We start from the raw sequence: 17732 nt of genomic DNA, 5'->3' as shown, positions 1-17732 counted from the left end.
GTCAGGCCAGGAGCGTGCGGAAGTCCCCGTCGCGGGCCAGGGTCTCCAGTTCGTCGAGTGCGGCCAGGGCGGCGGCCGCGGCCGCCGGGTCCGTCTCGGCGATGCCGCTTTCCGCGAACTCGTCCTCGTCGAGGCGGCGTACGTCCGTGCCGTCGGCGGAGCGCCAGAGGTCCAGGTCGAGGTCCTCGACGAGCAGTTCCTGGCCGGACCGGACGGCGGGGCGGGTGATGTCGCAGTACCAGCCCTTCAGCGTGCCCGTGGCCGAGCGGACCTCCTTCACCGCGTACCAGCGGTCGCGCCAGTAGTACTCCGTGAAGACGTCCCCGGGCTCGAAGCGGACGAACCCGAAGTCGCGTACGCCGCTGCCCGCCCACGGGGCGCGGACCGTGACGCGGGTGCCGTCGTCCGCCAGGAGCTCACCGGTGTAACGGATCTTCGTGCGGCCCGCCTTGACGAGCGCGACGTCCAGTTGCTGCAGCCGGTCAGCCGAGTTCGCGGACATACCGTATTTCCTTCGCGCAGGTCTCGTAGCCGAACCACTTGTTGATGGCGATCATCGGTTCGTTGCCGGTGTCGTTGCCGGTGAAGGCCTCCGTGTACCCCGCGGCGCGGGCGCGGTGCAGGGAGTCGTTCTTGGCGAGCTTGGCCAGGCCCCGGCCCCGGAACGCGCGGGCGGTGCCGGTCATGGCGGTGGCGTAACGGGAGCCGCCGTCGGTGTAGGCCGCGGTGAAGGCGGCGAGGCGTCCGTCGACGACCGCGATCGTGGTCAGCTCGTGGTCCAGGAGCGGCTGCTTCCAGGTTTCCTCGATCCAGGCCTCGTAGTCCGTGAACTCCACGTCGATGTCGCTCGGTTCGTCCGACGAGGCCTCCGCGTCCAGTTCGAACACGGGACGCGGGTCGTCCGCGAAGTCGGCGGCCGTGCGCAGCTCGACGCCCGCCGGCAGGTCCTGGCGGGGCGGCAGGGTGCCGTCCGCCATAGCCAGGCGCAGGAACCAGGCGGAACGGCTGGCCCGGAAGCCGTGCCGCTCGGCGAAGGCTCGGTTGCCCGGCTCGTCCAGCACCCAGGTGAACAGCTTGGTGACACCCAGGAGTCCCAGGCGCTCCTCGGCGGTGCGCAGCAGGAGCGACCCGGCGCCGCGCCCCGTGTGTCCGGGGCGTACGTAGATGTTGGCGGAGCCCTGGCCGGGCTCCGGGCTGTCGTGGGCGACGCTGATCTGGGCCGTGCCGATGATCTCGCCGTCCTCCTCGGCGACGAGCTGCCCGAAGTGGGCGTCCGGGTGGGCGTGCGTCAGGGTGTGCACCACCGACTCGGGGGTGGACAACATGTAGGGAAGGGCGAGGCGACGGGTGTCGGAGAACCCCTCGGCATCGGCTCGGACGTCGGGGCGCAGGTCGCGCACGATCACGGTCATGGAGGCGGACGTTACGTGGAGGCGCACTCCGGGTGCCTCTCATTTTCCGCCGGGTACGGGACAATCGGCCTGTGACGTTGAAGATCGACATCGATGACAGTGCTCCGCCGTACGAGCAGGTGCGGGCACGGATCTCCGAACAGGCCCGGTCGGGCGCGCTGCCGGTGGGGTACCGGCTGCCGACCGTGCGAGGGCTGGCCGAGTCGCTGGGACTCGCCGCGAACACCGTCGCCAAGGCGTACCGGGCGCTGGAGGCGGACGGCGTGATCGAGACGCGGGGGCGCAACGGGACGTTCGTGGCAGCCGCGGGCGCTGCGGCGGACCGGGAGCTGGCGACCGCGGCGCAGGCCTATGTGGAGCGGGCCCGGCGGCTCGGGCTCACGGAGGCCGACGCGCTGGCGGCGGTCCGGGATGCCCTGCGGGCGGCTTACGGGGAGTAGGGCGTCGGGTTGCTGGTCGGGTCGGGTTGTCGTCCGGGTGCGGGCCGGTGGGGGTTGTTCGCGCAGTTCCCCCCGCCCCCAGGGCGACGCCCCCTGGGGGCGCGGGGAACTGCGCGACCGGCCACAACGGTGCCGCGGCCGACGTACGGCCTTCCGTCGCACATCGTCGGCGGAGAGGAAAGTCCCGTCAGCCGGCCCGCGCCAGACGCCCCGGTGTCCGTGTGATCTCCAGGCCCGCCGACCTCCCCACCCGCGCGAACGTTCTCGCGTCCTCCACCGCCGCGCCGCCCGGGTCGTTGTTGAAGTACGCGTAGACGTCCTCGCCGCCCGGCCAGGTCGTGGCGATGCGGTCGAGCCAGGTGGCCAGGGAGCGCCGGCCGTAGCGGGGCCAGGGGTGGGCGCGGCCCTGGTGGAAGCGGACGTAACCCCAGTCGGTGGTGCGCCACAGCGGCGTCGCGGGACGGGCCAGGACGTCGGTCCAGCACAGGGCCGCGCCACGGGACCGCAGGACCGTGCGGACCTCCGGTGTCCACCAGGAGTCGTGGCGGGGCTCGACCGCGACCCGGGTCGAGTCGGGGAAGCAGGCGAGGCAGGCGTCCAGGAGGCCGGGGTCGGCGCGCAGGTTGGGCGGGAGCTGGAGGAGGACCGGGCCGAGGCGGCTCCCCAGGCCCGCCGCGTGGCTCATCAGGCGGTGCACCGGCTCCTCGGGGTCCTTGAGCCGCTTGATGTGGGTCAGATAGCGGCTCGCCTTGACCGCGACGACGAAGTCCCCGGGCACCCGCCTCCGCCAGTCCTCGAAGGTCTCCCGTGCCGGCAGCCGGTAGAACGCGTTGTTGATCTCGACCGTCGCGAAGTGCCGGGCGTACTCCTCCAGCCAGAGCCGCATCGGCAGCCCGGACGGGTACAGGACGTTCCGCCAGTCCTTGTACTGCCACCCGGACGTGCCGACGAACAGGGTCATAACCCCATCAAAACACCGGTCGGCGGGGACGTCCCGCAGAGGGGGACCTCCTACAGATACAGCCCCGCGTCGGCGTCCCCGCGCGGCTCGGGCAGGGCCGTCGGTGACGTGCCGCGGCGCAGCGCGTACAGCTCGGCCAGGGTCGCGCCCTCGCGGCCGACACCGTCCTCGTGGCCCAGCCAGCCCACCGCCTCCGAGCGGGTCAGCGGACCCACCTCGATCCGGGCGAGACAGCGGCCGGGGCGGACTACGGCGGGGTGCAGGCGTTCCAGGTCCTCGTTGGTCGTGACACCGACGAGGACGTTGCGGCCCTGGCCGAGCAGTCCGTCCGTGAGGTTCAGCAGCCTCGACAGGGCCTGGCCCGCCGTGTGCTTGGCCTCGCCGCGGATCAGCTCGTCGCAGTCCTCCAGGAGGAGCAGCCGCCAGCGGCCCTTGCCCGTCGCGTCCTCCTCGCCGATCGCGATGTCCATCAAGTAGCCGACGTCGGAAAAGAGCCGCTCGGGGTCCAGCACGCAGTCCACCTGGCACCAGTCCCGCCAGGAACGGGCCAGGGTGCGCAGCGCGGACGTCTTGCCGGTGCCCGGCGGGCCGTGCAGCAGGAGCAGCCGGCCTGCGATGTCCTCCGGGGTGGTCTTCATCAGGCGGTCCATGGCGTCCGCCACCGGCGCGGTGTAGTTGGGCCGCACCTCCTCCCAGGTGCCCGCCGCGATCTGGCGGGTCGTGCGGTGCGGGCCGCGGCGCGGGGAGACGTACCAGAAGCCCATCGTGACGTTCTCGGGCTGTGGTTCGGGCTCGTCCGCCGCGCCGTCCGTGGCCTGGTCGAGGACCTTCTGTGCCAGCTCCGCGCTGGTGGCGGTGACCGTGACGTCGGCGCCCCGGTTCCAGCGGGAGACCAGCAGCGTCCAGCCGTCGCCCTCCGCCAGCGTGGCGCTGCGGTCGTCGTCCCGCGCGACGCGCAGCACACGGGCGCCGGGCGGCATCAGCGCCGCCCCGGACCGTACGCGGTCGATGTTCGCCGCGTGGGAGTACGGCTGCTCGCCCGTCGCGAAGCGGCCGAGGAACAGCGCGTCGACGACATCGGACGGGGAGTCGGAGTCGTCGACGTTGAGCCGGATCGGCAGCGCCTCGTGCGGGTTTCCAGACATGCCCGCCATGATCCGGCACCAGGGCGCCGCGTGCACCCGGTTTCCCGGTGCACGCGGCGGGTTCCCCCCGCGCGGGTCAGGCCCCGAAGCCTGTGCGGGTCAGGCCCCGAAGCCCGGGCGGGTCAGCCCCCGGAGCGGGACACCAGCCGGCGTGCCTGCCGGGTCCTGCGGACCAGGGCGTACCCCTTGGTCAGGGCACGGTCCCCGGCGAACGTACGGGCGATCGCGTGGCCCTCGATCACCCGCTCGAACTCGTCGATCTCCGTGCCGCGGCGCACCGTCACGCGCCGCAGGGCGTACGGCCCCTGCGCGCGGCGCGCGAGGCCGTTGCCCACGGCGAGTGCCTGCGAGTACCCCGTCTCGCGCACCGCCCGCCGGACCCGGCGGCTGGAGTAGCCGTAGGGGTAGGCGAACGAGGCCGGCACGGTGCCCAGTTGGTCCGCCACGATCTCCTTGCAGTGGATCAGCTCGAACCGCAGCGTGGCGTCGGAGACCTGGTCGAGCTGGGGGTGGGTGTGGCTGTGCCCGCCGATCTCGACGCCCGCCGCGGCGAGCTCACGGACCTGGTCCCAGTCCAGCATGGTGTCCAGGCCGCCGCCGGTGTCGTACGGCCCTTTCAGCCACCCGGTCGAGACGAACAGCGTGGCCGGGAAGCCGTGCTTGGCGAGCACGGGCAGCGCGTGCCGGTGCACGCCCTCGTAGCCGTCGTCGAAGGTGATGAGGACCGGCCGCTCGGGCAGCGGCCGGCCGGAGCGCCAGCACGCGGCGAGTCCGGCCGTGGTGAGCGGTGTCAGACCTCGGTCCGCGAGCACCGCCATCTGCTCGGCGAACGCCGCCGGGGTCACGGACAGGGCGCGGGTCGCGTCGTTCGGATCGGTCGCGACCGCGTGGTACATGAGGATCGGTACGCGTACGTCACTCACGGACCCGCACCTCCTCCGGCGCGGACGACGGCTGCGCCGTCTGCACCACGGGCACCGAGAACGTCGCCCCGCCCCGCCGGGCCCGCACGCTCCCCACCACGTATCCGCCCGCCGCCGTGAGCACCCCGGCGACGATCGCGCCCGCCCGGCCCACACCGCCCGGCCGGGCCAGCAGCGTGTCCCGAAGGCCCCGCGCCACCCCGGCCGGCAGCACCCGGGTCGTATACCGGCGCTCCGACTCCAGCCCCTTCTCGGCGCCGACACTCCGGGCCACCAGGGCCTTGGACAGGCCCTCGGCGTAGGTGCGCGTACGGAAGTAGCGGAAGTGCTCGCGGACCTCGGGCACCCGGTGGTGGATCACTGCCCGGTCGTCGATCAGCAGTACCGCGTCGGGCCGGGCGCGGCTGAGACGGATGCACAGTTCCGTCTCCTCGCAGCCCAGCGGGCGTTTGTCGCCGTCCCTGCCGATGCCGGTGGCGAAGCCGCCCGCCGCGTCGAAGGCGCTGCGGCGGAACGAGGCGTTGCCACCGAGGACGTTGCGCACCCGGACCCGGCCGCGCGGCAGACCCCGGTAGGTGCAGCCCACCACCCAGTCGAACTCCTCCGGGAACCAGTCCGGCCGCCGCCCCGACGCCCAGACCGGCACCGTACGCCCGCCGACCGCCATCACCCGCGGGTCGGTGTACGCCTCGGCGAAATGCCGCAGCCAGTCGCGCTCGGCCACGGCGTCGTCGTCGAGGAAGGCGACGACCTCACCGCGCGCCGCCGCGATCCCGGTGTTGCGGCCCGCGGACAGGCCACGGGGGCCCGCGTTCGCGAGCACCCGCACCACAGCGCCCTCGGAGGGCTCGTCGTACTCCTCGTACTCCTTGGCCAGCCGCTCCCGGAGCGTGTCGTTGTGATCGACGACCAGCAGCGTCTCCAGGGCCGGCCGTGACTGCGCCCGCACCGAGGAGACCGCCGCGAGGATGTCCTCCCAGCGGTCCTCGGTGTACGCGCAGATCACGACGGAGATGCCGGGACCGCTCAAGACACCTCTCCCCGCAGGGCGTCCACCATCGGCGACCGGTCCGAACGGCGGCGCAGCGCACGGCGGTTGGAGCGCTCCTGGAGGATCACCCGCAGCACGCGCAGCCCGTCCCGCACGGCCCGCAGATTGCTGGTGCCGTGGATGCGCAGATACTCGTGGCTCGGGATCTCCTGCACCTTGAGGCCGGCCTTGACGACCCGGATGTTCATCAGGGTCTCGACCTCGAAGCCGGTGCAGTCGAGGTCGATCTTGTCGAGGCAGTGCCGCCAGAACGCGTTGTACCCGTAGCACAGGTCGGTGTAGCGGGCGCCGAACTTGCGGTTGACGGCCGTGCACAGCGCCCAGTTGCCGAGCTTGCGGATGAAGGTCATGTCGTCGGTGCCGCCGCCGTTGGCGAAGCGGGAGCCCTTGGCGAAGTCCGCGCCGGAGACCAGGGCGGAGACGTACGACAGGATCTCGCCCCCGTCCGCCGAGCCGTCCGCGTCGACCATCACGATGATGTCGCCGGTGCAGGCCTGGAACCCGGTGATCAGGGCGTCGCCCTTGCCCTTGCCGCGCTGCTCGACGACCTTGACCTCGGGCCACAGCTCGCGGGCCACCTGGACCGTGTCGTCGGTGGAGTTCCCGTCGACCAGGACCACTTCGTGTATCCAGTCGGGCAGGGTCTTGAAGACGTAGGGAAGGTTCTCCGCCTCGTTCATGGCCGGGATGACCACGCTCACCGGCGGCGCGATGGCCAGGTGAGAGGAGACGGGTCGGTACTTGGAGGCGGTCGGCGGATGCTGCTCCGCGGCGGCCGGCTGCAGAACTGAGCTCATGAGTCTGGGCCCTCTCGTCCGGTGGACCGCCCCCCCAGGGCAGTCCGGATCCAATCCGGTTCGAAAGGGGGGTTCTCACCCGTGGCACGCCGAGATGGAGCTTCGGGCACGCCGGGTGAGCTGGCAAAACTGGCCGGCCGCGAAAACGGCAGCCGACCGCGCGGCACGGCCCGGCCACCAAAAGCGGTCACCGAGCACGGCACCCCCCTACCGCGCCCCGCGCCGGTACGTCGCGGTCCTTGAGCCCTCCCCTAGAGCCGCTTGCTGACGGACCGATGCGGGTGAGATGTATGACGGTATTGACGATTGAACCTGTATGGCAAGACCTGGAACGGCCTCTCACGTTTTTGTTGGTTTGGTCGTTACGTGATGTGTTTTATGCGTCGCAAGTTGAACGGTTCCGGTCACGGAAACGGCCGTTCCCCGGCGGCTCGGGCAAGCCTCCGGGGAACGGTTCTTCAGGTGCCGGCGTTCTCGCCGGTTACTGCACGAGCTTCAGCAGCCGGTTCGGCGATCCCGTACCCGCGCTGGTGACCTTGCCGGTGGTGGCACCGGCGACCAGGGCCGAGGCGACCTGGGCCGGGGTGGAGGAGGTGTGGCCCGCCAGGTAGACCGCCGCCGCGCCCGCGACGTGCGGGGTCGCCATCGAGGTGCCGGAGATGGTGTTGGTCGCGGTGTCGCTGGTGTGCCAGCCGGCCGTGATGGACGAGCCGGGCGCGAAGATGTCCAGGACCGAGCCGTAGTTGGAGTAGCTCGCCTTGGCGTCGGTGCTGGTGGTGGCGCCGACCGTGATGGCCTCGGTGACCCGGGCCGGGGAGGACGAGGAGGCGGTGGTGCTGCTGTTGCCCGCGGCGACGGCGTACGTGACGCCGCTGGCTATGGAGTTGCGGACCGCCGTGTCCAGCGAGGCCGAGGCGCCGCCGCCGAGCGACATGTTGGCGACCGAGGGGCCGGAGTGGTTCTGCGTCACCCAGTCGATGCCCGCGATCACGCCGGCCGTGGTGCCGGAGCCGCTGTTGTTCAGCACCCGCACGCCCACGATCTTCGCCTTCTTGGCGACACCGTAGGTCGTGCCCGCGATCGTGGTGGCCACATGGGTGCCGTGGCCGTTGCCGTCGGAGGCGTTGTTGTCGCCGTCGACGGCGTCGTAACCGTGCGCGGCACGGCCGCTGATCTGCTGGTGGGTGACGCGCACACCGGTGTCGATCACATAGACCGTCACGCCGCCGCCCGCGCTGTCCGGGTAGGTGTAGGTACCGGAGAGCGGGAGCGAGGTCTGGTCGATACGGTCCAGACCCCAGGGGGCGTTGGTCTGGGTGGCGTCTGCCTGGACCCGCTGGTTCTGCTCGACAGAGGCCACGGCCGGGTCGGCGGCGAGCCGCTTGGCCTCCGTGGCGGAGAGGGCCGCGGAGTAGCCGTTCAGCGCCTTGCCGAAGGTCCGCTCGACCGTGCCGCCGTACTCCTTCACCAGGCCCTTGCCCGCGGCCGAGGACGCCTTCAGCCCCGCGCTCTTCTTGAGTGTGACGATGTAGCTGTCCTTGATCGCGGTCGGGGAGTCCGCGGCGAGCACCCGGCCCTCGGCCTGGGCGGCCTGGGCGGGCAGGGCGGTGAACCCGCCCACGAGGGCGGCGGTCGCCAGAGAGGTGATCGCGGCGAGCCCGAGTCTCTTGCTACGCAGTTGTGCCATAACGAGGGAGTCCTCCTCTAGGCGGCGCGCGCCTGGGTGGGGCGCGCGTCATGTGGGGGCGGTGCGCGTGCTCGCGCACTCCGGCCGAGGAGCGTCGCGTTCCGCTCTCGGCCGGAGTAAAGCGTCGACCATCTACCGGCGTAGAACAAGAGAGTTGAGCACCCGTCAACAAATCTGTCATGAGCACGAAATAAATCAACGGACTTGGCATGGACACTTCCTGTCAACACGCGTAGCTGCTACGACAGTTATGGCAGAAATCCTGCTAAAGGGAGGTTCCATGAGACGTTCCCCCATTGTCGTCTTCGTGAGCTCGCTCCTCCTCGCCGTCGGTACCGCCCTCACCGGGGCAGCGACGGCGCAGGCGTCCTCTCTCGCCGCAACTGGCGGCTATGTGGCGCTCGGTGACTCCTACTCCTCCGGGGTGGGCGCCGGCAGCTACATCAGCTCCAGCGGCGACTGCAAGCGCAGCACGAAGGCCTATCCCTACCTCTGGGCCGCCGCACACTCACCCTCGACCTTCGACTTCACGGCCTGCTCGGGCGCCCGAACGGGTGATGTTCTGTCCGGTCAGCTCGGCCCTCTGAGCAGCGCCACCGCCCTCGTGTCCGTCAGCGTGGGCGGCAACGACGCCGGATTCGCCGACGTCATGACGACCTGTGTGACCCAGTCCGACAGCTCCTGCGTCTCCCGCATCAACACCGCCCGCGCGTACGTCGACTCCACGCTGCCCGGCAAGCTCGACGGCGTGTACTCGGCGATCCGCTCCAAGGCACCCAACGCACGCGTCGTCGTCCTCGGCTACCCCCGCTTCTACAAGCTCGGCACGACCTGTCTCGGCCTCTCCGAGACCAAGCGCAAGGCCATCAACGACGCCTCCGACTACCTCAACACCGCCGTCGCCAAGCGCGCCGCCGACCACGGCTTCACCTTCGGCGACGTACGCAACGCCTTCACCGGCCACGAGATCTGCTCCGGCGACTCCTGGCTGCACAGCGTCAGCTGGCTCAACATCGGCGAGTCCTACCACCCGAAGGCCCCCGGCCAGTCGGGTGGCTATCTGCCGGTGCTCAACGCCAACGACTGACCGGTCATCCGGAGTCCGAGTCCGAGCCGGAACCCGAGTCGGAGTCCGGGTCCGTGTCCGAAGGAGAAGGGGAGGCCCCGCCCGTCGGGGTCTCCGACTCGCAGGTCAGAGAGAACGGCACCGCCTCGGACGTCGTGCGCACCGGCTCCTGTACCTCGACGCTGATCTCGTTCTCGATCGTCCCGGACTCCTCGCGGGTCGTCACGTTCAGCGCGTCCTGCTTCGTGCGGCCGCCGCTCTCCGGGAACGACATCGTCTTCCAGCCCCCGTCCAGCACCGAGCCGTCCTGGGTCACCCAGCGGTAGCGCACCTCGGCCGGCAGCCTCCCCACCGTGAACGTCGCCGTGAACCTCGGCGCCTCCGCGTTCGGCGGCGGACACGGACCCGAGTAGTCCGTACGCGAGCCCTCCAACGCCACCCGCACCGACTGCGGCGGCGGACTGCTCTCCTCGCTCTCGCTCTCGCTCGGTGTCGGGGACGGACTGGACTTGCCGCTCCCCGTGTTCCGCGGCGGGCCCTTTGTCTCGGCGGGCGTACTCGCCCCGGCACCCTGGTCCCGGTCGCCGTCGCCGTTGTTCAGCAGCGCGTACGTCAGCCCGCCCACCGCGAGGGCCAAGGCGACCACGCCCGCGACCAGCACCCGGCCGGTCCGGCGGTCGCGATCCTGACGGGTGGCCGTCGTCGTCGCCCCCGCGCCGGAGGGCATCGGCTGCCCCGGGAACGGCATCGGGGGCGTGGCGGCGGACTCGGGGCGGGCCGCGGCCGGAGGCGGGAACGGGACGGCCCGGGTGGTGTCAGCGCTCGGCGCGCCGCCCGCGGCGATGACCCGCAGGTCCTGCTCGGCCCGCTCGGGCGGCAGCCGCTGCTCGGGATCCTTGCGCAGCAGTCCCTCGATGACCGGGGCGAGCGGACCGGCCCGGTGCGGCGGTGGCAGCTCCTCGTCGACGATCGCGCGCAGCGTGCTCAGCGGCGTGTCGTGACGGAAGGGGGAGTGGCCCTCGACCGCGGCGTACAGCAGCACCCCGAGCGACCACAGGTCGGACTCCGGGCCCGGCGTGCGGCCGAGCGCCCGCTCCGGGGCGAGGAACTCCGGCGAGCCGATGACCTCGCCGGTCATGGTCAGCGCGGAGCTGCCCTCGACCATGGCGATCCCGAAGTCGGTGAGCACGATCCGGCCGTCGTTCGAGATCAGCACGTTGGCCGGCTTCACGTCCCGGTGCAGCACCCCGGCCTCGTGCGCCACCCGCAGCGCGGCCAGCACCTCGGCGCCGATGTGCGCGGCCCGCTGCGGCGGCATCGGGCCCTCGGCTTCCAGCACCTCCGCCAGAGAAAGCCCGCGGACCAGCTCCATGACGATCCACGGCCGACCGCCGTCCGTCGCCACGTCGTATACGGTCACCACGTTCCCGCTGGCGACACGGGCGGCCGCCCACGCCTCACGCTCCAGCCGGGCGTACATCCGCTGCACGTCGTCGGCCGCGATGCCGGCCGGGGCGCGCACCTCCTTGACGGCGACCTCGCGGTGCAGCACCTCGTCACGGGCGCGCCACACCGTCCCCATGCCGCCCTCGCCGAGCGGCGCCAGGAGCCGGTAGCGGCCCGCGATCACTCGCTCATGGCCCGGTTCTTCGGACACGGAGCCCCCATTCGCAGCCGGGCGAAATCTCCACGAGGTCTGTTTTCCCCACGAGGCCGGATTTCCTCACGACGTCCGCTTTCCCTTTGACGCCTGTTTTCTCACGAACGTAGCTCAGCCGAGTGCGGATGCCGCCCCCTTGAACACCAGTCCGGCGCCGAGCACCACCACGGCGAAGGCCGAACCGAGGGGTGCGGTGCGGCGTACCAGGGCCGCCATCGGGCCCGCCGTCCAGCGGGGACGCCGGTCCAGGAGCCGGGTCATCCCGCTGCCCGCCTTGACGACGGCGTATCCGCAGGCCGTCAGGGTGAGCGCCAGCCCGACGCCGTACGCGACGACGAGCAGCAGACCGAACCAGGCCTGGCCGAGGGCCGCGGCTCCGACGAGCACCACCACGGCGGACGGGCTGGGCACGAGTCCGCCCGCGAAGCCCATGAGGATCGTGCCGCGGAGGGTGGGGGCGACGGGGTGCGAGTGGGTGAAGCCGCCGTGGGTGTGCACGACCGTGTGCGGGTGGGAGTGGTCGTGGTCGTGGTCATGGCCGTGCGCGTGGTCGTGCTTGTGGTCATGGCCGTGCGCGTGGTCGTGCTTGTGGTCGTGATGGTGGTGATCGTCGTGCTGGTGGCTGTGGGCGTGGCTCTTGTCGTCGTGTGTGTGGGTGTGGCCGCCATGGGTGTGTCCGTGCGTGTGCGCACGGCCGCGCAGCGCGCGCCGGACCAGGCTCGCGCCCGCCAGTGTGACCAACAGGCCGCTGGCGACGCCGAGCCAGGCGATCACCGAAGGGGCCGCCGCCGAACCGGCCGTGACCAGCACGCCCAGGGCGACCACGCCCAGGGTGTGGGTGACCGTCACCGAGGCGGCCATGGGCAGGACGTCCTTCATCCGGGCCTGACCGCCCCGGGCTGCCGCCGTCGCGGCCATGATGGTCTTGCCGTGGCCGGGGGCGATCGCGTGCATCGCGCCGAGGACGACGGCGATGCCGAGAGCCAGCGCGGCGAAGCCCGCGGTGAGGTCGTGCCGGGCGACCAGCTCGTCCAGGGCACGCGTCCAGCGGTCGGCGCCGCGCGGCAGCACGGAGGCGGCAGGGGCGTCCGACTCCTCCTCGGCCAGCGCCGCCCCGCCGGGACGCACCCGCAGGGCGGCCGACGCGGTGTCGGCCGGAGAGGAGAGCAACTCCTCGGGATACTTGGTCAGTTCGGCCGATATCGACTTCTCGGGTACGTCCGAGGCGGTGAGGGTCATACGGTCGCCACGCGCCGTGACCTCCCGCCAGCCCGGCCCCGAGGAGGCGCCCGCGCCGCGGAAGCCGAGCGACACGCTCTCCTTGTCCGACGGGAGGGGAGCGGTCAGCTCGCACTCCACGCGGAGGGTGTCGAGCCCCGCCTGCCCGGCCCGCACCCGGGCCCGGCTGCGCTCGGCGGTGAGGGCGGCGGTGCGGCCGTCGACGGTCACCCTGCTCTCCGCGGCGGCCGTGGCGCACCGCTCACGGGCCCACAGGGCGATGCCCAGCCGCTCGACGTCCGGCTTCGCCTGGGTCGCCGGGATCTCGGCGAGGTCCTCGACGTGCCGGACCCGGAGTTCGCCGGGGGCGGCGACGAGACCGTCGTAGCGGTTGACGGTGAAGTTGCCCAGCGGGTGGGCGCTCGCCGTGGCGGCGGGCAGCAGAGTGAGCGCGCAGGCGGCCGTGAGGACGGCGGCGCCGGACGCGAACAGTCGGCGCAGGGTCACCGGTTCTTCTCCAGGTCCTTGAGCGCGGTACGGGCCTCGCGGGCGCCGAGGGGCGAGAAGCCGGGGTTCAGGTCGAGCGCGGCCTTGAGGTGGTCGCGGGCCTCGCGCTCGTCGCCGGTGGCGCGTTCGATGATCCCGCGGTGGAAGAAGAAGGCCGCGTTGCGGTAGCCGGTGGCGGTGGCCCGGCGGGCGTACGGCAGGGCCTCCTCGTCGCGGCCGTTGACGTGCAGGGCCCAGGCGAGCGCGTCGGCGGTGTGCACGCTGTGGCGGCGGTCCCACTCGGCACGGGCGGCGCGCAGGGCCTCCTTCTTGTCGCCGTGGTCGGCGGCGGCCATGGCCGAGTCGAGGTCGGCGTTGACACCGCCGGCGCGGGCCAGCGCCGTCCAGGCGTCGACCAGCGCGTACTGGTCACCCGCCTTCGCCCGGTCGCCGTCGCCACCGCGGTCCTCGTACAGCTCACCGAGGGCGACGAGCGGGCCGGGCAGCGGGAAGCGGGCGACCACCTGCTCCAGGCCCTTCACCGCGGCCGTACGGTCACCGTCCGCCGCCTCGGCACGGGCGCGGCCCTCCAGGGCGGGCAGGTAGGAGTCGTCGGCGGCGAGCGCGCGGGCGTAGCCGTCGAGGGCCGCCTTGTAGTTGCCCTGGTTCCAGGCGAGTTGCCCGAGGGCGGTGGCCACGTAGGCGACGTCTGCGGGTGAGTCGGCGGAGTCCAGGGCGCGTTCCAGCACCTCACGCGCCGTGCGGACGTCGCCGCGCAGCTCCCGCACGTACGCGTACCGCGTGAAGACGGGTATCCCAGGGCGCCTGTCGTCGGCGGTGTCGGCGGCCTTCTCGGCGTCGCCGTACCGGCCGAGTTCGACGAGGGCGTCGATACGGGTGCACAGCGCGCGTTCGTTGTAGGGGTTCTGCTCCAGGGCCCGGTCGGCGTACTTCAGGGCGCCGGGGAAGTCGTGCCGGGCCGCGGCGAGGGCGGCCCGGCCGGCCAGCGCCGGGTCGTTGCCGGGCTCCAGTGCGAGGGACCGCTTCAGCGCGCGCTCGGCCTGCGGATAGCGCGAGGGGTCGCCCTTCGTCCGGGCCTGCTCGACGTAGGCCACGCCGAGGGTGGCCCAGCTGCCGAAGTCCCTCGGCTGGGCGCGGAGATGCTTCTGCAGGGACGCGATCCCCGAGTCGAGATCCCCCCGGGCCAGCGCGCCCGGCGACAACGCCCCGGCCGCGGACACGGCGGCCGCGTCGGCGCCCGCCCGGCCGTTCCCCGCACCCCCGAAGGCGATGGCCCCACCGGTGAGCGCCACCGCCAGCAGCGCGGCGCACCCGGCCAGATGAGCCGCTCGCCAGCGCCGGGCGCCGTCTGCGGTCCGCCGCAGCGCGGCCACGCGCTGGTCGACGACCTCACCGGCGGGGGGTGCGCTCTCGCTGTCCGACCGGGAGCCACTCTCGTCCACAGCGTGCTCGGCCCCCGCCTCCGAGGCCTCCGCGGCCCGCTCGTGGTCCGGGCGTGGCCGTGCGGTCGGCGCGCTGTCGTCGTCGCGCTTCTCCGGTGCGCTGTCCGTCGTACGCGGAGGCATGGGTCTCCTCAGTCGGCTGTGCGGGTGCGGGTGTGGGGAGGTGGAAGGCGCGGCCCGTGCCGTGGGGGATGGGTGGGAACGGGCCGCGCCGGACAGGGGGAACGGAACGGGTCAGTACGCCCGGTTCCGCATCCGGCGCCACCACATCAGGGCCGCGCCGATCAGGACGATCCCGCCCGCGCCGGCTCCTGCGGACGCGGCGATCAGGCGCATGTCGTCCGAGCCCTCGGCGCCGGCCGGCTGCAGCGCGTCGCCCAGCTGGCTGCGGACGTCGTTGCCGCCGTCCACGCCCTTGGCGAGCGGGCCGCGCGAACCCTCGGTCGGGTTGGCCAGGTACGGGAAGGACTTGCCGAACTTCTTGTCGTTCTCGTTCACCGCGTCGCCGAGGTCGTTCTTGGCACCGAGCAGTTCACCCTCGACGACCTGGAGCGACGCGTCGATCACGTCGTCGGTGAGCCGACGCCCGTTCGGGAAGCCCGCGTTGTCACCGTCCAGGACACCCAGCCGCTTGGGCTTGGCGGCCGGCTTGATGGACGTGTTGAGCCGCAGCTGCTCCGACGGCGTCACGTGCGGCGGCTGGTTGAGGTCCTTGACGCCCTTGAGGAACACGTCGACCAGGTCGTTGCGCGGCTCGTCGGGCGCGGGGATCTTGTAGATCGCCTCGATGAGCTTGGGCAGCTCCGGGTTGGTGACGTTCTCCAGGAACTGGGCGTCGTCCCGGGGCGCGGACGCGTTGAACTTGTCCTTGTCCTTGATCGGGTTGACGACCTCGTTCACCAGCGGCATGCCGAGGCGCGAGACCTGGGAGTAGTAGCCCTTGGCGTTCTTGCGCTGCGTCGTCGACCAGATTCCGACGATCGGCTGTTCGTGCGACTCGGCGATGAAGCTGTTGGGGACCTGCAGCGCGATCGAGTTGACGTTGTAGCCCTTGAGCGTGTCGTTGCCGACCTCGGAGAGGTTCCCGCCGTACAGCAGGTCGAAGACCCTCAGGTCCAGGAAGAACGGGTCGTCGGCCTGCCCGGCGAACGTCTGGGCGCCCCCGGCGAGCTTGTGGATCGCCTGCTTGCGCAGGGTGTTGTAGTCCGGCATCGACGCCTTGCCGACGTTCGACGGTGCCACCGGCACATCGTCGGCGACCTTGGTCTTCGAGACCGCCTTCAGGTCCTTCAGCTTGATCAGCTCGATGTCGTACGTCTGCGTGATGTTGAGGTCGGGGTCGTCGAGGCTCTCGACCGGGCCCGTGTTGTACAGGAACGTCTTGTCGTTCTTCGTGTGCGTCTTGAACGTGTACCGGAACAGCAGGTCTTCCTGCGCGTCACCGTTGCTGTCGATGCGCAGGTCGTACTCGGCGTCCTCGGCGAACGTGAAGAAGTTGGGCCCGCCCGCCGGTTCCTCCATCGGGATCCAGTTTGCGACGATGGTCGTCGTGTCCGGCTTGTCCGGGCTGACGAACGCGTACACGTCGGTGTTGTCGAACTGCGGTGTCCCCGAGATCAGCGGGGCCTCGCGGTGGCTGGAGGCGGAGGCCTCCTCAGGCGCCAGCGCGGTCACACCGGCGGCGGTGAGCCCGCCGGTGGCCAGCGCACCACAGATCACAGTCGCGATGCTCCGGCGCCCCGCGCCGGTCCTGAAGCTAGGTGTCATGCCGTCCGTCCTCGGTGCCAACTTGCCTGACACACGCCATTCGGAGTGGTCGGCAGAGCGGATTGGTCGAATCTCAAACGTTCTTACGGCGCGACTGAAAAGTTGTTTCATCGTCGGGGACCCGCGTTTTCGGCGAGATGATCCGTAACCCCATCCGGAGGTGTGTGCGTTGCGAATACCTCGTGTGAGGGGACAGGCCCGATGCGGCCTCGGAGAGGGGGAACGAGTGGAGGCGGACGAACTGCTGCTGCTCGTGGCGGGCGGGAACCACCAGGCCTTCGAGGAGCTGTACGGACTGGTGTCCGGCCCGGTGTTCGGTCTTGTACGGCGCGTGGTGCGCGATCCGGCCCAGTCGGAGGAGGTGGCTCAGGAGGTGCTGCTCGAACTGTGGCGGTCCGCCGCGAAGTTCGACCCGGACCGGGGGAGCGCGCTGTCCTGGATCCTCACCCTCGCCCACCGCCGTGCCGTCGACCGGGTGCGCAGCGCCCGCGCGGCGGGGGAGCGCGAGCAGCGCGAGGCCTGGCGCGCCCACTTCCCCGCGTTCGACCAGGTGACCGAGGAGGTCGAGGCGGGACTCGAACGCGAGTGGGTGCGCCGCTGCCTGGACCGCCTCACCGAACTCCAGCGCCAGTCCGTCACCCTCGCCTACTACGAGGGCTACACCTACCGTGAGGTGGCCGAGCGGCTCTCCCTGCCGCTGGGCACCGTCAAGACGCGGATGCGCGACGGGCTGACCCGGATGCGCGAGTGCCTGGGAGGCGTGGCATGAGTCTCTTCCGCCGCGAGGACCCGCACTCGCTCGCCGCGCCCTACGCGCTCGACGCCCTGGAACCCCCGGAGCGGGTCCGTTTCGAGAGGCATATGAAGGACTGCGACCGCTGCGCCGCCGAGGTGCGTGACCTGTCCGAGGACGCCGTCCGGCTCGCCTGGTCGGCGGCCGCCCCGGCCCCGGCCGCCATGCGCGACCGCGTCATGGCCGCCGTACGGACGACTCCGCAGGACCCGGTGCCCCAGGAGGCGGCACGCGAACCGGCCCGCGCGCGTGCGACACAGTTGCCGCCGCACGTGTGGGGCAACCAGCCGCCGCCCCGGCAGCGCGGGCGGCGCCGGATCCCGCTGTTCGTGCCCTTCGCCACGGCGACCGCCGCCGCGGCCCTCGTCGTCGCCTCGCTGTTCGCCGTCCAGGCGAACCGGACCCAGGACGAACTGGCCGCCGAGCGGGACCGGTCGCGTGAGATCGCCCACGTTCTGGCGGCTCCGGACGCCCGTGCGAGCAGCGGCCGGGACACGCGGGGCCGAACGATCGGAGTGATCGCTTCCGCGACGGAGGGGAGCGCGGTGGTCACCCTCGGCGGATACAGCACCCCGCCGGGCGGCCGGGTGCACCAGTTGTGGCTCATGCGCCCAGGCGCGCAACCACGCTCCCTGGGGCTCCTGAAAGGCGACACGCCCCTGGTCGCGACCCGTCTCGGCTCCTCCGCGACGTCACTGGCCGTAACCGTCGAGCCCGCCGGCGGGTCCTCGCAGCCCACCACCCAGCCCATCGTCCAACTCGCCCTGAAATCTGTTGGATTCGGAGAGTAATCGGAGATACATCGTCAACCCCCTTATGGGGAAGGTGAATCCTGTGACCGCGATACACGAGTGCCCGGGCGG

The 17732-nt window shown here is 71.8% G+C and carries 16 protein-coding genes; 4 read left to right on the top strand and 12 right to left on the bottom strand.

The window, feature by feature from the left end:
* Position 1 precedes the first annotated feature (1 nt).
* Positions 2 to 502: a DUF402 domain-containing protein gene (locus ACFZBT_RS32655; protein ID WP_391111315.1), complete on the bottom strand. Its 501-nt coding sequence runs from the start codon at positions 500 to 502 to the stop codon at positions 2 to 4.
* Positions 483 to 1412: a GNAT family N-acetyltransferase gene (locus ACFZBT_RS32650; RefSeq protein ID WP_391111312.1), complete on the bottom strand. Its 930-nt coding sequence runs from the start codon at positions 1410 to 1412 to the stop codon at positions 483 to 485. Before ACFZBT_RS32650 ends, ACFZBT_RS32655 begins: the two co-directional genes overlap by 20 nt.
* Positions 1413 to 1483: 71 nt before the next feature.
* On the opposite strand from ACFZBT_RS32650, the gene ACFZBT_RS32645 reads away from it, so the two are divergent.
* Positions 1484 to 1852 (top strand): GntR family transcriptional regulator, encoded by a 369-nt coding sequence (locus ACFZBT_RS32645; RefSeq protein ID WP_381432482.1) that lies wholly within the window; start codon positions 1484 to 1486, stop codon positions 1850 to 1852.
* Positions 1853 to 2039: 187 nt separating this feature from the next.
* Here the strand turns inward: ACFZBT_RS32645 and ACFZBT_RS32640 are convergent, their stop codons facing one another.
* The 6 genes from ACFZBT_RS32640 to ACFZBT_RS32615 all read right to left on the bottom strand — a co-directional run bounded on the left by ACFZBT_RS32640 (position 2040) and on the right by ACFZBT_RS32615 (position 8416).
* Positions 2040 to 2813: a DUF72 domain-containing protein gene (locus tag ACFZBT_RS32640; RefSeq protein ID WP_391111308.1), complete on the bottom strand. Its 774-nt coding sequence runs from the start codon at positions 2811 to 2813 to the stop codon at positions 2040 to 2042.
* Positions 2814 to 2863: 50 nt separating this feature from the next.
* A complete protein-coding gene (locus ACFZBT_RS32635) occupies positions 2864 to 3958 on the bottom strand; it encodes a DUF5925 domain-containing protein (protein ID WP_391111305.1) in 1095 nt (364 codons plus the stop codon).
* A 122-nt stretch (positions 3959 to 4080) separates the two neighbouring features.
* Positions 4081 to 4881 carry a polysaccharide deacetylase family protein gene (locus tag ACFZBT_RS32630; RefSeq protein WP_391111302.1) on the bottom strand — a complete coding sequence of 267 codons (801 nt, stop codon included), beginning with the start codon at positions 4879 to 4881 and terminating at the stop codon, positions 4081 to 4083.
* Positions 4874 to 5911, bottom strand: a complete 1038-nt coding sequence (locus ACFZBT_RS32625) for a glycosyltransferase (RefSeq protein WP_391111299.1) — start codon at positions 5909 to 5911, stop codon at positions 4874 to 4876. The genes ACFZBT_RS32630 and ACFZBT_RS32625 overlap by 8 nt, the downstream gene beginning before the upstream one ends.
* Positions 5908 to 6729, bottom strand: a complete 822-nt coding sequence (locus tag ACFZBT_RS32620; protein WP_391111296.1) for a glycosyltransferase — start codon at positions 6727 to 6729, stop codon at positions 5908 to 5910. Before ACFZBT_RS32620 ends, ACFZBT_RS32625 begins: the two co-directional genes overlap by 4 nt.
* 481 nt (positions 6730 to 7210) lie before the next feature.
* Positions 7211 to 8416, bottom strand: a complete 1206-nt coding sequence (locus tag ACFZBT_RS32615) for a S8 family serine peptidase (protein WP_391111293.1) — start codon at positions 8414 to 8416, stop codon at positions 7211 to 7213.
* A 280-nt stretch (positions 8417 to 8696) separates the two neighbouring features.
* On the opposite strand from ACFZBT_RS32615, the gene ACFZBT_RS32610 reads away from it, so the two are divergent.
* Positions 8697 to 9503 (top strand): GDSL-type esterase/lipase family protein, encoded by an 807-nt coding sequence (locus ACFZBT_RS32610; RefSeq protein WP_391111290.1) that lies wholly within the window; start codon positions 8697 to 8699, stop codon positions 9501 to 9503.
* Positions 9504 to 9507: 4 nt separating this feature from the next.
* Here ACFZBT_RS32610 and ACFZBT_RS32605 read toward each other — a convergent pair whose 3' ends face one another.
* The 4 genes from ACFZBT_RS32605 to ACFZBT_RS32590 all read right to left on the bottom strand — a co-directional run bounded on the left by ACFZBT_RS32605 (position 9508) and on the right by ACFZBT_RS32590 (position 16076).
* Positions 9508 to 11139 (bottom strand): protein kinase, encoded by a 1632-nt coding sequence (locus ACFZBT_RS32605; RefSeq protein ID WP_391111287.1) that lies wholly within the window; start codon positions 11137 to 11139, stop codon positions 9508 to 9510.
* Positions 11140 to 11253: 114 nt separating this feature from the next.
* Positions 11254 to 12867: a nickel transporter gene (locus tag ACFZBT_RS32600; protein WP_391111284.1), complete on the bottom strand. Its 1614-nt coding sequence runs from the start codon at positions 12865 to 12867 to the stop codon at positions 11254 to 11256.
* A complete protein-coding gene (locus tag ACFZBT_RS32595) occupies positions 12864 to 14432 on the bottom strand; it encodes a tetratricopeptide repeat protein (protein ID WP_391111282.1) in 1569 nt (522 codons plus the stop codon). Before ACFZBT_RS32595 ends, ACFZBT_RS32600 begins: the two co-directional genes overlap by 4 nt.
* Before the next feature lie 111 nt (positions 14433 to 14543).
* The gene (locus ACFZBT_RS32590; protein ID WP_391111279.1) at positions 14544 to 16076 is read right to left on the bottom strand and encodes a DUF4331 family protein; all 1533 of its coding nucleotides are present in this window, start codon (positions 16074 to 16076) and stop codon (positions 14544 to 14546) included.
* 226 nt (positions 16077 to 16302) lie between these two features.
* Here ACFZBT_RS32590 and ACFZBT_RS32585 point away from each other — a divergent pair, with 226 nt between their 5' ends.
* On the top strand, positions 16303 to 16845 hold the full coding sequence (locus ACFZBT_RS32585) for a sigma-70 family RNA polymerase sigma factor (protein ID WP_311124859.1): 543 nt from the start codon (positions 16303 to 16305) through the stop codon (positions 16843 to 16845).
* Positions 16842 to 17660, top strand: a complete 819-nt coding sequence (locus ACFZBT_RS32580; protein WP_391111275.1) for an anti-sigma factor domain-containing protein — start codon at positions 16842 to 16844, stop codon at positions 17658 to 17660. The genes ACFZBT_RS32585 and ACFZBT_RS32580 overlap by 4 nt, the downstream gene beginning before the upstream one ends.
* Positions 17661 to 17732: the final 72 nt, after the last annotated feature.

The organism is Streptomyces sp. NPDC008137 (assembly GCF_042957035.1).
GTDB lineage: Bacteria > Actinomycetota > Actinomycetes > Streptomycetales > Streptomycetaceae > Streptomyces.
The sequence above is the reverse complement of the archived record's forward strand: the minus strand, read 5'-3'. Positions and strand labels throughout refer to the sequence as shown.

Bases quoted from the DNA above. Each gene is read 5' to 3' on its own strand.
- ACFZBT_RS32635 (WP_391111305.1), bottom strand. From the start codon at position 3,958: ATGTCTGGAAACCCGCACGAGGCGCTGCCGATCCGGCTCAACGTCGAC.
- ACFZBT_RS32610 (WP_391111290.1), top strand. From the start codon at position 8,697: ATGAGACGTTCCCCCATTGTCGTCTTCGTGAGCTCGCTCCTCCTCGCC.
- ACFZBT_RS32580 (WP_391111275.1), top strand. From the start codon at position 16,842: ATGAGTCTCTTCCGCCGCGAGGACCCGCACTCGCTCGCCGCGCCCTAC.
- ACFZBT_RS32595 (WP_391111282.1), bottom strand. From the start codon at position 14,432: ATGCCTCCGCGTACGACGGACAGCGCACCGGAGAAGCGCGACGACGAC.
- ACFZBT_RS32615 (WP_391111293.1), bottom strand. From the start codon at position 8,416: ATGGCACAACTGCGTAGCAAGAGACTCGGGCTCGCCGCGATCACCTCT.
- ACFZBT_RS32620 (WP_391111296.1), bottom strand. From the start codon at position 6,729: ATGAGCTCAGTTCTGCAGCCGGCCGCCGCGGAGCAGCATCCGCCGACC.
- ACFZBT_RS32650 (WP_391111312.1), bottom strand. From the start codon at position 1,412: ATGACCGTGATCGTGCGCGACCTGCGCCCCGACGTCCGAGCCGATGCC.
- ACFZBT_RS32655 (WP_391111315.1), bottom strand. From the start codon at position 502: ATGTCCGCGAACTCGGCTGACCGGCTGCAGCAACTGGACGTCGCGCTC.
- ACFZBT_RS32590 (WP_391111279.1), bottom strand. From the start codon at position 16,076: ATGACACCTAGCTTCAGGACCGGCGCGGGGCGCCGGAGCATCGCGACT.
- ACFZBT_RS32640 (WP_391111308.1), bottom strand. From the start codon at position 2,813: ATGACCCTGTTCGTCGGCACGTCCGGGTGGCAGTACAAGGACTGGCGG.